At 66.7% G+C, this 14,109-nt stretch carries 9 protein-coding genes; 1 reads left to right on the top strand and 8 read right to left on the bottom strand.

Annotated elements, in window-relative coordinates; translation table 11 throughout:
* Nucleotides 1-60: 60 nt before the first annotated feature.
* The 4 genes from B8446_RS00485 to B8446_RS00470 form a co-directional block, all read right to left on the bottom strand.
* Nucleotides 61-1,722 carry an FGGY-family carbohydrate kinase gene (locus B8446_RS00485; protein ID WP_084711934.1) on the bottom strand — a complete coding sequence of 554 codons (1,662 nt, stop codon included), beginning with the start codon at nt 1,720-1,722 and terminating at the stop codon, nt 61-63.
* A 102-nt stretch (nt 1,723-1,824) separates the two neighbouring features.
* Nucleotides 1,825-3,312, bottom strand: coding sequence for a mannitol dehydrogenase family protein (locus tag B8446_RS00480; RefSeq protein WP_048846091.1), 1,488 nt, complete (start codon nt 3,310-3,312; stop codon nt 1,825-1,827).
* 123 nt (nt 3,313-3,435) lie between these two features.
* Nucleotides 3,436-4,320 (bottom strand): DUF3667 domain-containing protein, encoded by an 885-nt coding sequence (locus B8446_RS00475; RefSeq protein ID WP_048846088.1) that lies wholly within the window; start codon nt 4,318-4,320, stop codon nt 3,436-3,438.
* The gene (locus B8446_RS00470; protein ID WP_048846085.1) at nt 4,317-6,380 is read right to left on the bottom strand and encodes a hypothetical protein; all 2,064 of its coding nucleotides are present in this window, start codon (nt 6,378-6,380) and stop codon (nt 4,317-4,319) included. Before B8446_RS00470 ends, B8446_RS00475 begins: the two co-directional genes overlap by 4 nt.
* A gap of 202 nt (nt 6,381-6,582) precedes the next feature.
* On the opposite strand from B8446_RS00470, the gene B8446_RS00465 reads away from it, so the two are divergent.
* A complete protein-coding gene (locus tag B8446_RS00465; RefSeq protein ID WP_048846084.1) occupies nt 6,583-8,799 on the top strand; it encodes a hypothetical protein in 2,217 nt (738 codons plus the stop codon).
* Nucleotides 8,800-8,811: 12 nt separating this feature from the next.
* On the opposite strand, the gene B8446_RS00460 is transcribed toward B8446_RS00465, so the two are convergent.
* From B8446_RS00460 to B8446_RS00445, 4 genes are all read right to left on the bottom strand, one after another.
* Entirely contained in the window at nt 8,812-9,777 is a 966-nt protein-coding gene (locus B8446_RS00460; protein ID WP_048846182.1) for a glycosyltransferase family 2 protein, read from the bottom strand.
* 126 nt (nt 9,778-9,903) lie between these two features.
* On the bottom strand, nt 9,904-11,301 hold the full coding sequence (locus B8446_RS00455) for a chloride channel protein (RefSeq protein WP_048846081.1): 1,398 nt from the start codon (nt 11,299-11,301) through the stop codon (nt 9,904-9,906).
* Nucleotides 11,302-11,467: 166 nt separating this feature from the next.
* Nucleotides 11,468-12,691 (bottom strand): DUF1501 domain-containing protein, encoded by a 1,224-nt coding sequence (locus B8446_RS00450; protein ID WP_048846080.1) that lies wholly within the window; start codon nt 12,689-12,691, stop codon nt 11,468-11,470.
* A complete protein-coding gene (locus B8446_RS00445; protein ID WP_084711942.1) occupies nt 12,691-14,019 on the bottom strand; it encodes a DUF1800 domain-containing protein in 1,329 nt (442 codons plus the stop codon). Before B8446_RS00445 ends, B8446_RS00450 begins: the two co-directional genes overlap by 1 nt.
* Between the last annotated feature and the right edge of the window lie 90 nt (nt 14,020-14,109).

Below are 14,109 nucleotides of genomic sequence, written 5' to 3'. Positions count from 1 at the left end.
GATGGCGTCAGCCGATGGGCAGTAGGTCTGGTCGTGAAAAGACGAGGCGTGTTCCGGGGATCATCCGCTCGGATGTCGTTCGGCCTCCCGGATGTCGGCGCCCCGCGCGGCGCTGTTCATCATTTCGCGGTAGCGCAGCTGGTCGCGATGCAGGTCGCGAAAGACGGCCATCTTCGCCCGATGGAACGCATGAGCCTTCTCGTCAGGCCGGATGGTGTCTCCGGCATGGCTCATCCGCGCCATGGCAACGCCCAGGGACGGGTAGATCTTGGCGGCCATGGCGCCCAGAATGGCGGCGCCCAGCAGAACGGCATCCGGCTCCCTGGGCAGGATGATCGCACAGCCCGTGGCGTTTGCATGTTCGCGCAGGTAGAGCGGGTTTTTCGTCAATCCGCCCGTCGCCGAGATGGTCCGGATGTCATAGCCTTCGCGGTTGAGGACATCGAGAATGTCCCGCGTGCCATAAGCGAGGCCCTGGATCGTTGCCAGATACAGGCGTGCCAGATCGTCCACTGTTGCCGACAGCGGCAGGCCCACGACGGCGCCGCGTGCCGTCGGGTCGGCATAAGGCGAGCGATTGCCGAAAAAATCCGGCTGGACATGCAGGTTCCGCGATGACGTTCCGGCGATGGCGCCGGCTTCGAGCGCTTCGACCTGCGCGTTCAGTGCACGATAGATGTCCCCGGTCTCGGCGCGAAGGGCGGCTGCCGCGGGATGACTGTCGACGATGAAGTCGATAAGTGCGCCGGTTGCGGATTGGCCGGCCTCATTCAGCCACATGTCCGGCACCATGGCGCCGGAATAGGGGCCCCAGACGCCACGCACGAAACGCGGATTGCGCGAGACGGCCATGTGGCAGCTCGACGTGCCGCAGATCAGCGCGATGCTGCGGTTCAGGGCCGTATCGTCGTTGGTCAGGTCGCCTGAATGGACGGCGCCAAGCAGTGCGATGCCGCCGGCATGGGCGTCGATCGCGGACACGCCGACCGGCGTGCCTTCCGGCAGGCCCATCTCTTCCGCCGCGCGGGCACTTAGGCCCCGCCCGACATGGCCGCCCAGCGCACGGATATCCGTGCCGATCCGGCGGAACCCCTCGTCGACGAGCACGCCCAGACCGATCTTGCGGAAGAAATCGTCGTCCCAGCGCTGCTCGTGCGCGAGATAGGTCCATTTGCAGGTGGTTGAACAGCAGGAGCGGGCATCCGAGCCCGTGGCGCGCCAGGTCAGGTAGTCCGGCAGATCGAAAAACCGCTCGGCCTGCGCGAAGACGTCCGGCATGTGCCGCGACAGCCAGAGCAGCTTCGGCGTCTCCATCTCAGGGGAGATGACGCCCCCGACGTAGCGCAGGACGTCGTAGCCACCGGCATTGATCTCGTCAGCCTCGGCAACGGCCCGATGATCGGCCCAGAGGATGACATCCTGTTCCGCAGCGCCGTCGGGATCGACGGACAGCGGGGCGCCGCCGGGGCCGACGACCGCAAGCGAGCAGGTCGCGTCGAAGCCGATGCCGCACACGCGCGCGTCCGGCACATGGACCATGGCCTCACGCACGCCCCGGCAGACAGCCGACCAGATGTCCGCAGTGGATTGCTGGGCAAAATCGGCTTTCGGTCGCCAGGTTCTGGTCGACAGGACCGCGGTCGCCACCTTGCGCCCGTCGATCGAGAAGACACCGACCCGGGCGCTTCCCGTTCCGACATCGATTCCTATGACAACATCCATGACCCGAACCATGTCAGATTACATGGATGTCATCTTCGTCACCTATCGGGTGCGCGACAAGTCACCGCTCCGTGTGAAGCTGTCACACCAAGGTGATAGGAATTACTCAGAAGCGACGAGATCGTGCAACACGGCCATCGCGCCGCGCTTGCGCAGGTCCAGGCGGAACGCCACGACCTGCTCGATGAAGTCGTGATCGCCCGTTCCAAGGCCGAAATCGTGGAACATGCTCATGCGCAGTACCGCCGAAAGGTCCGCCTCCCGCGTCAGGGCGATCTGCTCCTCGGAGAGCTGCGGCTCGAACGGCGTGAAATGGCGGCCCTTGTCGTCGATCCCGAGAAGATAGCGGGCAAAACAGGCAATACCGAAGGCGAGTCGGCGCGTGTCGGTGCCGCGATGCAGGGCATGGGCGACGGTCGGGCCCAGGAATGTCGGCAGCTTGCTGCCGCCGTCTCCGGTGATACGCGAAAGCTGATCGCCGACCGTCGGGTTGGCGAATCGCGCCAGCAGGACCTGCTTGTAGGTCTCGAGATCCATGCCGGCCGGAGCCTGCAGTGTCGGAATGACGTCGCGGTCCAGGAACTGCTCCAGCAACGCGCGGATCTCAGGCTGCTGCAGCGCCTCCGAGACCGTTTCCAGCCCCGCCAGCAGGCCGGGATAGGCGAGCATCGAGTGCGATGCGTTGAGCATGCGAACCTTGGCAAGCTCATATGGATGGACGTCGCCCACCATCTGCACGCCGACTTCCTCCAGCGATGGACGGCCGTTGCAGAAGCGATCCTCGATCACCCACTGTCCGAAATCCTCGGCGATGACCGGCAGCTTGTCGTCGATCCCCGTCATGGCATCGAGCCGGGCCACCTCTTCCGGCGGGACGCCCGGCGTGATGCGGTCCACCATGCCGTTCGGGAACGTCGTGGTGCTGGCAATCCAGTCCGCGAGCGCCGGATCGAGCGCGCGGGCGTGGGTCAGCACGGCATCGCGCGCGACGCGCCCGTTATGGCGGAGATTGTCGCAGCTCAGCACCGTGAACGGCGGCGTGCCGGCAGCCTGTCGCCGCCGCAGGGCCTCCACGATGAAGCCGAATGCCGACAGCGGATGCGCGGGATCGGCCAGTTCCTGCTGCGTGACCGGTGCCTCGAGATTGTAGTTGCCGGTCCCCGGAGCATGGTTGTAGCCGCCCTCGGTGATGGTCAGGGAGACGATGCGGGTCGTGGGCGCGGCCATCCGCTCCAGCACGGCTTCCATCTGCTCGGGCGCATAGAGATATTCGGTCATGGCACCGATGACTTCATGGGTCGCCGCGCCGTTGGGCGAGAACCGGCTCAGGGTGTAGAGCCCGTCCTGTTCGGGGAACGCACGCGCCTTGAAGCGCTCGGCCGGCGTATCCATCAGGCCAACGCCGCAGATCGCCCAGCCTTCGTGTCCCGGCTGCGCGAGGACCTGGTTGAGATACCAGGCCTGATGCGCGCGATGGAAGTTGCCGACGCTGAGATGAACGACGCCCGGCGTCAGGTGGTCCCGGTCGTAGCCGGCCCAGCTGAGCTGTGGCGGCAGATGGGAAAGGGCAGCGCTGTTGAGGTCGGTCATGGTGGCGCGTATCCGCGAAGTTGCAGTTCGGAAGCGGCGCAATCTAGGCCGGGCGCCGCCTCGTGACGAGGGAACGCACCATGCCCACGAAGTTCATATCTATTTGAATGATTGTGATCGGAACTAATCGGCGCCGAGCTGCAGACCGATCAGGGTCAGCAGCATGATCAGGCCCAGACAGACAACTGCGGTCACGACGGCGAGCAGCACCATCCGCACGAGGGTGGCAACGACGCCGGCGCGATAGAAGCCTCTCATGTGCACGAACAGATGCGTGGCCATAAGACCCGCAAAGGCCAGGATCGCCAGTCCTTCCGCGCCGTCCGGCAGAACGGTCCGGACCAGTGTGAGGATCGTGAGCGCTAGGATCGCGACCGTCAGGGAGTGCAGTGCGAAGATGGCGTGATCGAACAACGGAACCGGACGCGGCACGGCGTGGAGAAGCCACAGGACGCACGCCGTGATCGGCAGGAGCAGCAGGACGAGACGCTCCGCCCATTCTCCCATGACGTGCTCGACCTCGCGCGGGTCATCGACTGCAGAGCCGACATGCGCGCGAAGCCATGCTGTCACGCGCGGGTGACCCGCCCAGGTGAGCTTCGCAAGGGCATGCGTGATCTCGTCGTGGTCATGCGTATCCGCTCCGGCCGTCTTGGCTTCGTCGTTGACCGCCACCGCGACGTTCATGGGGCCCGTGAAGGATGACAGCGTGAAGATGATCAGCAGCGAGACGAAGAACATCCGGACGGGCGGGATCTCGGATGCCCGACGGCCTTCGATGTAGTCGCGCGTCAGCTGCGCGGGGGCGAAGGCGAGCCGGCGCATCGTGCGGACGAACTTTCCGTCCGCGTGCGTGAGCATCTCGAGAACTTCCGCCCCCAGCTCCGGCAGGGAACGCGGTGCATGAAGCACATGCTGCCCGCAGGCGTGACAGAACGGGCCTGCGAGCAGTGTCTGGCAGTTCAGGCATGTTCCGTGCTGGTGGGCCGGCAGCGGCGCGTCGGTCACTGTTGGTCAATCCTTATCGAACTCAGGCCCACCCCGATCCATCGGGAGTCACCGGGCGGCTGCATAAGATCGGGGATTCGCAACGAAACGGCAACAATCGGCGTCGGGGTCTCGGGCAGGTCGATGGGCGCGCTGAACGTGACGTCGTGCCCCGGGACCATCCAGTGCGCGACCACCGTGCCGCCGACGATGAGATCGACCGGCTTGATGCCGCTCTCCGGTCCGGCCGCATGAAGGCGGACTGTGAGCACGATATGCCGCAGGCCTTCCGGCGGGCGGAGGGCAAGCTGCGCATTATGCCCCAGGCTCCAGGCACCCCAACCCTCGGGCGTCGCCCAGCCAGGGCCGAGCCAGAGCGCGCCCTGACCGTTCTGGCTGGTCGGCAAGCTCTGGCCGATCGGCATTTCCGGCAGGTCGTATTGCGGTAGGGCGCCGATCAGGGGATCGTTCTGGCGGCCGCAGACCATGTAGTCGCCGAGACGCCCGCAGCGCGCGCCGCTCCGACGCCATGTCACCATCCAGGGCCTGCTGAAACCCGGCGTGATGCCGAGGCCATTCGGCGGCAGGGGCGTGCTGGTGGTTCGCGCCTCCGGGCAACGCAGGGTCGCCGGATAGCGTGCGGCATACATCGTGTTGGTCGTCATGCCGCGCTGGGCCGCAAGCGCGAGCGGCATCATGAGGGAGGGTTTGATCCAGGCCGTGCATTCCTGCCGCGGCTCGGCCATCAGCATCGTGTAGTGATCCATGATCCTGCCGAGCGCGATCTGCTCGGGATAGGGCGCATTCATCATCCGCCGTTCGGACGAGGAATCGACAGCGCGCAGCGGGATCGAATCGACAAACTGCAGACCTGCGCAGGCCAGCAGGATCGTACCCGCGGCACGTGGCCAGGCGACCGGGCAGACGGCGATCAGGCCGAGCAGAATGCTGTAGGCCGGGATCCAGAAAAGCCGCCCGTTCGAGCGGAGCTGGCCCGCCAGCGGCGGCACCCAGTTCGTCCCCCACAGGCGCACATGCCCGGCAAAGGCCTGGTTCGACAGCGCAAAGAGAGTGGCCGCGATGCAGATCACGACCAGACCCGCATGTCGCCTGAGCCCCGCAAGACATGCGGCGCGCCCGGCGCGGCTCGCGAAGACCGCGACCATCAGGGCGATCAGACCGGCGCCGAGATACTGGTAGCCTTCGAAGGCCGATGCGCCGGTCGCGTCGATCTGGGCCGATGTCACCCAGGGCATGAAGAAGGACTGTGCCGGCCAGAACGGCGACAGGGCATTCATCGAATAGCTGCCGTATCCGCCTGATACGCCCTGCCCGAAATAGGCGAAGATCCAGCCCAGACCCACCATGCCGGCCCCGCCCGCCGCGACGGCACCGACGCCTTCGAGCGCGTCGGCATTGCGCCCGATGACGCGGGTCAGTGCACAGGCCGCCAGGATCAGGCCGACCATTGCCGCGAGGTAAGGGTGAAGCAGGAGCGATACCGGCGTCATCGCCGCCAGCCACCAGAGCCCGCGCCGCCGATGGGCGGGGGCGGCTGTCGTGTCGGTTGCCCGGAAATAGAAGCCGAGCGCGAACAGCAGCACGAAGTGTCCCGCGAGCGCCGTGTGCCAAAGACGGATCAGCCAGGTCGGCATCGACAGGGCAAAGATGGCGCCTGCGATCGCCACCGCGCCGCTGTGCGCGCGCAGGCCGCGCAGGGCGAACACGCATGCGACCGGCTGCAGGATCCACGAGAGGGCCTGATACAGCGTGATGCCCTGCTCGACCGGCCAGATACCGTGAACGAGCTTGAGCACGATCGCCTCGAGGGGCGCGCTGTCGGTGAAGGCGATGCTCGTCCCGTCCGGCGCGTCGAGCCGGTCGGCCCGCAGCAGGGGCCAATGCCAGGGCATGTTGAAGAAGTATCGCTGCCCGACCATGTGCTGCAGCGGATCGTCGAGATCCTGCGGCAGGAAGCGCGGCCAGCAGCCGAGCAGCATCGGCCATGGAAAGCACCATAGCGCCAGCGTCAGCCCCAGCAGGGCCGCAAGACCGTAAGCCGGGACGCGGCCTGCGGTCATGCTTGCTGAAAGGAAGCCACCGGCACGGCGGCGCGCGGTCTGGGAACGGAATTGTATCGGCACCGAGGTGTCTTACCACCGTAATCGCCGTCCGATGCAACCATGCCCATCCCTGGCCATGGCGGGAGCGGGCCCTTGGCAGCGACCGGCGCGCATGAGAGGGAAGGCGCTTGCCATATCTGACCCGGGAAGCGCCACGGCCTTGAGCATTATCGATACCCACCGTCCGCTCGAGCCCGAAACCGCTTCCCCGACCTCGACACCTGCCATCCGGGACGCGGCCCGGGCCCTGCGCGATGCGCTCGTGGTCAGGACGGCGGCTCCGCGTGCGCGCCTGTCGCGATGGGCGGCGTTCGGCGTCACGCCCATAGGGCTGCTCCTGCTCGTGCTGGCGTTTCGCCACGCTTTCCGCCGTCAGCCCACACAGCCGAACGATCTCGTTCCGGATCACGGATGGTGGGCCTGGTACGATCAGTCCAAGACGCTCGAGGCCCTGATGGCCTTCCGTGCCGGCGATTTCGGGAGCACGCATCAGTGGTATCCGCCGCTCTATGCCCTGATCGGCACGGCGTTCAGCTTTGTCACCGTCCGGCATCCCTTCTTCCTGCCCAATCTCGCCGGTCTTTTGTGCGCATTCTGGCTGACCGTGCGCATTGCACGGGCGATCGGCTTTTCGGCCATCGCGGGTGCGGCAATCTTCCTTCTCGTGACGATCGGTGCCGCGACCCAACTCGAGACCTGGATCGAGCCATGGAACACGGACCTCGCCAGCCCGCTGATCCTGCTCGGTCTGCTGGGCGCGATCACGGCCGTCAGTGGCACGACCCAAGGCCGGTGGGGCATGATCGGCTTCGGCGTGGCCTTCGGTCTGATGCCGGCGATCCGGCCGAGCGATGATCTGGCGCTCCTGCCTGCGGCGGCCCTGATCGCGGCGGGCCCGATCGGTGACTGGACGCGCGATCGGGCGACGGCACTGCGGGGGCTGGTCCGGCGCGCGGTATGGTGTGCGGCGGGCTTCGTGCCGGCAATCGCGGTGGCGTTGCTGATCCACATTGCCATCTGGGGCCTGCATCCGAGCGGCTACATGGCCATGTCGAAGCAGACCGGTTTCGAATGGCGCCTCATCCCGTTGCACTGGGTGACACTCGTCGCCGATCCGCGTCCCATGTTCTCCGTCGGTGTCGGGCTGATCGAGGTCTACTGGTGGCTGCCGTTCGCGTTCGCGGGCGTCGCCGCCGTGCTGTTCCTGGCCCTCAAGGGGCGGATCGAGGGCCCGCGCCGTCGCGTCCATGTCATGCTGATCGCGGCGGTCGCGCTGCACTGGGCGCTTTACCTGTCCTATCGCGATCTGCACCCGACTGGCCTGTGGTTCTACCACAACTACCATTACTTCCAGTGGACCATGCCGCTGCTCGGTCTCTACGCCGCGATCTATGCGCGGCTCGGGCTCGCGTTCATCGGGACATGGCTGTCGGCGCCTGCGCGTCCGCTGCGCGGGCTATGGTTGCAGGCAGGGTTGATCGGTGTTGCCGTCACGGTGCTGGCGACATGCTGGCGCGCCCAGTTGTCGCCGGTGGCGCTGTCACCCGACAAGACGCCGATCCTCGATCCGGCAAGCCATGAGATCGTCGTGCCGGGCGGGCTGTCCTCCATGCGCGACGTCCTGCTGATGCCGGTCGACGGTCCTGCGCACGAACTCTATTTCGGCCCGCATACGTTGACGGCGGATGGGCGTACGCTTCATCATTTCAGTGATTTCCGCGTGTTCATTCTCGCAGGCGGCGGGATGCTCACGCCGCTCCGGCCCCTGCCGCACACGCCTAGCACCGTGCATTTCTCTGGAGCGCTCGTGGCCGATCCCAGCGTGACGCCACGGGTCATGCGCATGAACACGGTCTTCGGCCTGCCGTGCTGGGTGCCGCGTCACATCCGGCCGGCCGTGTGTGCCGACGATGCGCCGCTTCCCGGACCGCGCCTGCCCGAGCGCCCGCAGATTGACTTCAACTCCCGCATGGAGCTTGCCTATCTCGTGCCCGGCGGCTGGAGCGAGCACGCGGATGGCCGCTGGACGCTGGGTTACAGCTCGGATGTGGTCCTGCGTCTGCGTGATCCGGCTACGGCGAAGGCAGGGTTTGCAATCGACGTCGAGGCGGCGGGCTTCATTCCGCGTGGAGCCGCGATGCTGCTGACGGAGGTCTGGGTCAACGGCCATCATCTCGATGACTGGCATGTCGGCACGACCGCCAACACCACGCTGCGGGTGGACGTTCCGCCGGGTCTGGTCGGCCCCGACGGGGCGGTCCGGCTGAGCCTGCGGGTGCTGAATGCGCGACGGCCGCGAGATTATGGAGTTGGTCCCGATACCCGCCTGCTGGGCCTGCGGGTGCGTGCGATCCGGGTCGTGCCGAAAGGGGCCTGAAAGCCTGATCTGTCAGGCGGCCGGATCGATCCGCGAGGGAATTGCGTCCCGCAGGATGTAGAGCGGGCGGTTCTTGGTTTCGTTGAAGATCCGGCCGAGATATTCGCCGATCAGCCCGAGCGTCATCAGCTGGATGCCACCCAGGAACAGAATGACGCTCATCAGGCTCGGGTATCCCGGCACCGGGTTGCCGAACAGCAGCGTGCCGAACACGATCTTGCCGCCGTAGAGGACGGACAGGACCGACACCAGAAGTCCGAGATAGGTCGCGACCTTCAGCGGCCAGACGGTGAAGGACGTGATGCCTTCGAGCGCGAAGTTCCACAGCGACCAGTAATTGAAGCTGCTGCGCCCGGCGGCGCGGGGCGCGCGGTCATACAGCACCGCCACGGCAGGAAAGCCGACCCAGGCAAACAACCCCTTCATGAACCGGTGCCGCTCGCGCAGTTGCAGGAGCGCATTCAGCGCGCGTCTGGAGATCAGGCGGAAATCGCCGGTGTCGGGCGGCATTGCGACCCGATCGCCCAGTCGCGCCATGACCCGATAGAACAGATGCGCCGTTACACGCTTGGCAACGCTGTCGCCCGTGCGCGCGCGGCGCTGGGCATAGACGGTGTCGACGCCGTCCGTGAAGGCCGCGACCAGGTCCGCGATGACTTCGGGCGGATCCTGCAGATCGGCATCGATCACGACGATGCCTTCCGTGGCCCGCGACAGGTCGAGCCCGGCTGTCAACGCGATCTCCTTGCCGAAATTGCGGGAAAGTCGGGCGATCGCCACATGCGGGTCCGCGGCCTGAAGCTGTGTCATCACGGCGAACGTGTCGTCGCCCGATCCGTCATCGACATAGACGACATCCCATGTCCGGCCGATCGTCGCCATGACGGCGCTCAGCCGGGCATGGAACGTTCCCAGCGTGTCGCGCTCGTTGAAGCACGGCACCACGACAGTGAGCGCGGGCGCAGTCGGCGCAGGCAGGTCGGACAAGCGAATGCTCCGAATCGTCTCGAATGGTAACGCAGCCATCCGTCGTGGAGCTTTGTGCGTGGTTTGTAACAACGCCTCAAGAGAGGAGGCGCGATACCTTTTTCAGGGCATGGTGGGTCAGGAGGCCGGAACGTGCGGCTCGACCGTGGCGGCAGCTTCTTCCGGCAACGGCTCGGCCGGCGCCACGGGTTTGTCCACACTTTCGAGGAAGCGGTCGGCCAGGGCACCGTAGAGCGGATGCGCGCAGATCGTGCGCGAAACACCGAACGCAAGGAACGAGGTGGCCAGCAGGGCCAGCGTCACCTGCTGGTTGTCGCACATCTCCATGACAATGACGGTGGCCGTCAGCGGCGCCTGAACCACGGCCGAGAAATAGGCGACCGTCCCGAGAAGCACGACCGCGCCGGCTGTCGTATGCGGCAGGAACTGCGCGATCCAGCCGCCCATGCCGGCTCCGATCGACAATGACGGCGCGAACAGGCCGCCCGGGATGCCGGAACAGTAGGACACGATGGTGGCGGCGAATTTGAGGACGAAGAACGACGCCGGATAATGCTCAGTCCCGTCGATGATCGCGCGGGCCTGTGCATAACCGGTGCCATAGGTCGCGCCATGGGTCGCAACGCCGATGATGGCCAGGACGAGACCGCAAAGGGCCGCGAAGCCGATCGGGTGCTGCATCACGAAGCGCCCGCTCGCGCCCGGCAGCCCGCGCGAGGCACGCACGAGGATTGCCGAGAACAGCCCCCCTGCGACACCGCCCACGATGCCGCAGGCCGGAACCGCGATCCAGGCGATGCCGAGCGGCACATCGACGTCCGTATGACCGAAATAGGAGTAGTTGCCGACCAGTGCGATTGCCGTGACGCCTGACAGGACCACGCCGGTCAGCATGGTGCCGCTCGTGCGCTGCTCGAAGGAATGCGAGAGTTCCTCGATGGCGAACACGATTCCGGCGAGTGGCGTGTTGAACGCGGCCGAGACGCCGGCAGCCCCGCCGGCCAGGATCATTGCGCGGCGCATCGCGATGTTCGCATGGCGCATGCGGCGCGAGAACGCATGCATGATCGCGGCCCCGATCTGCACGGTCGGCCCCTCGCGGCCGATCGAGGCGCCGCACAGCAGGCCGAATGTCGTCAGCAGGACCTTGCCGAAGGCGACCTTGAGCGCGAGCACACGATCGACGATCGCAAAGTTCTCGATATGCAGGGTTGCGATCGTCTGCGGGATACCGCTGCCCTGTGCCCCGCGAAAGAAATTGCGGGTCAGCCAGGTGGAGGCCGCAAGGCCCGCCGGCAGTACAAGCAACATGACGTAGGGATCCCAGTGGACCAGGCGCAGGCGCGTTCGCGCAGCCCAGTCGGCCGCTACCGCGAAGACTACCGCCACCACCCCGACCAGCACCGCGCCGGCCCAGACCGTCAGGGAGCGTCGCCATTGTGTCGTCGTCGCACGGGCGGACCGGCGCAGATGGAGGATGCGGTTGTGGCGACGCAGGGGCGTTGGTGTGCGCATGTCTCTCGGAATTTTTTCAGCCGTACGGGCAGGTTACCCTTCGTTTACGCGCCAACCGATGCTTCGGGTCAATGACAGCAGGCTACCGAATGCACTTCCCCGTGCAATCCCGGATCGTGCGCGACATTCCTGCAACGCTGTGTGATACAAAATCTTCGCGCGGCGATCAGGCATGCACGAGGCCGGAGGCGGGCGCGAGGCCGCCGCTGCCTGGGAAAACCTGGCCCAGGGCTGCGCGCGACAGGCCGAGATGATCGTGCAGAATGCCCATGGCGATGGCCCGGAGGTCGGTCGTGGGCGCCAGATCCCGGTTCTCGAACAGTTGGGCGGCGGCAAGGCCCGGCCATGTGCCGCCGATGCGTCCGCCGACCACGGCGCCGCCGAGCAGGAACGCCACTGTTCCCGTGCCATGGTCGGTCCCGCCCGTTCCGTTCATCCGCACGGTGCGACCGAACTCCGTCATGACCAGAACGACTGTGCGCGACCAGGCCGGGCCCAAGCCGTCACGAAGGGCGCCGAGGCCGCGATCGAGCTGTGTCAGGGGGCCGGGCAGACGACCCTTCTGGCCTGCATGCGTGTCCCACCCTCCGGCTTCGAGGGCTGCGATCCGTGGTCCATCGGGGCGTGCGAGCAAGGAACCGCAGGCACCCGCCAGAACCTGGAACCCGGAGGGCTTCGGTGCCGGACCGGACGGCATCCGACCCGGTGTGGCATCCCCGGCAACACCCAGCGCGTCGTCCGAGAAGCCGCGCGCGCGCAGGCCTTCGCGCCATGCCATGCCTGTCAGCGGGTCATGGGCATTGAGGGCTGTGATTTCGCCATAAAGTGCCGGGTCGGGACGGCGTCCGGACTCCGGCGCATAGGCGCCCACGGTCGCGGGCCCGCGCATCAGCAGCGGCACGGCGAGGCCGAGCGCGAGCCCGTTGCCGTCGGGGCCGGTATGGCGCGCGGGCAGGGCCGCGACGACGCGGTTGAGCCAGCCGCTCGTCAGCCGCTGGTCCGCGCCGCTTTCCATGTAATCCTGCGCCTCGAAATGGGACCGGCTGCGATAATGCCCCGCGACCGCATGGACCGGCAGGGCCGTGCCCTCGCCATAAAATCCGTGCAGACGTGTCAGGGCGGGGTGCAGCCCGAAATATCCCCCCAGATCCAGAAGACCGCCGTCGCGGCCCGGCTCGGGCAGCAGCAATCCTGAACGCCATTGCGACAATGCGCCGTCGCCATACGGCGTGACCGCCGCCATGCCGTCCAGCGCGCCGCGCAGGATGACCACGACGAAGCGCGCCTCGTGAGGCGTCGGGGCCGGAGCGCCAAGAGCCAGCGAGCTGCGACCCAGCATCCATGCCGAGGACAGGCCCAGGAGGGCGGTTCTGCGTCGGATCGAAACCATCAGCGCCTCTGGAATTCGGGGGAGGAAAACAGGATCGTCAATCCGTCCTGACGGCTGCCTGCGTGATGGATCGCGGTCATCGTGCGCGACGGCGCGGCAGCGCCGAGCACGGCTTCGGCAATGGCCACCGGGTCCACGTTCGTGGCATGCGCGCTGAGCCGGTAGGCCCAGTCGGTGCGCGCCATGATATCGGCGGGCTGGGCCCAGTCGGCGGCGCGGTCGCTCCATCCGTTCGGCAGCGGCGCAGTCCAGACCGGTTGCCCGAGAAATGCCATGGCGGCGCGTAGAAGGTGACCGGGCGTGTGATCCGGGTCGGGCGGCGCCGCATCTTCTGATGAACGGGCGCCGAGATCGAGCGCGCGCAGGGCGGCGACTGTGTAGTCCCACGGGGTCCGGAACTTGGTGCGCGGCATCCACGCCGCGCGTTGGGTCACGAGGGCTCTGGAGACCGCGCCCAGATCGCCGTCGCTGCGGACGAGTGCGGTCGCCAGCGCGGCAACGACCGAGGGCGGCGGCGTATCGGAGACGAAATGCACGGCCAACTGGGTCGCGATATGGCGATAGGTCGCAGGATGCGTGCCGAGGAAGGCGAGCGCCTGCACACCGCCATCCTCGCCTTCGGGAAAGGTTCGTCCCATGAGTGTCTTCGGGCCGGGCTCATGCGCCCGCGGCCGGAAGACGAAGCCCGGCTCGGTGGCATTCATGTCCACGCTCCAGCCGGTCAGGATCGCGGCGAACGACGTGACATCAGCCTGCGCGTAGCCCGCCGCGGGAGATACGGTGTGAAGTTCGAGACATTCGCGTGCGAGATTCTCGTTCAGGCCGCGATGGCTGCGAAGGCCGGCCGGGCTGTTCGGACCCACCGACCCGGCATTGTCCAGATAGAGAAGCATCGCCGGATGCCGCATCACGGCGAGCAGCATGTCCGCAAACCGGCCCGTCACATGGGGGCGGATCGCTTCGCGGATATAGGGACCGACGACAGCCTGCGTTCCGCCCTGTCTGATACTGACGGTGAAATGGTTGGCCCAGAACCAGACCAGACGCTCGCGAAACGGCTGATCGGTCGCAAGCAATGCCCCGAGCTGCGCACTTGCCTCGGCATCCAGAAGCGGTTTGACCAGCGGATTGCCGGGCAGCTTCTGCATGCGTTGCGCATGGAGTGCTCGCAGGCCGTCGGCACTGGTCCCTAGTGTAGTGGGAAAAATGATGCGATCCGGGCCGGTCAGTTGGTCGCGTAGCCAGCCCTGCGGATCGTCGGGCAGCGGCTCGGTGCCCCGGCGTCCCAGTCCGAACCGATCGACGGCAGTCATGGCCTGCGTGTCCATCATGTCCTCGCTTCCATCCGGGTCACCATAGCGGATGGCATCGGGCGGCAATTGGGCGAGAGTGTATCGGCGGCCGACCAACGGACAAGG

The sequence above is a fragment of the Tanticharoenia sakaeratensis NBRC 103193 genome (assembly GCF_000963885.1).
Classification (GTDB): domain Bacteria; phylum Pseudomonadota; class Alphaproteobacteria; order Acetobacterales; family Acetobacteraceae; genus Tanticharoenia; species Tanticharoenia sakaeratensis.
This window is presented reverse-complemented; position numbering and strand designations above follow the sequence as displayed.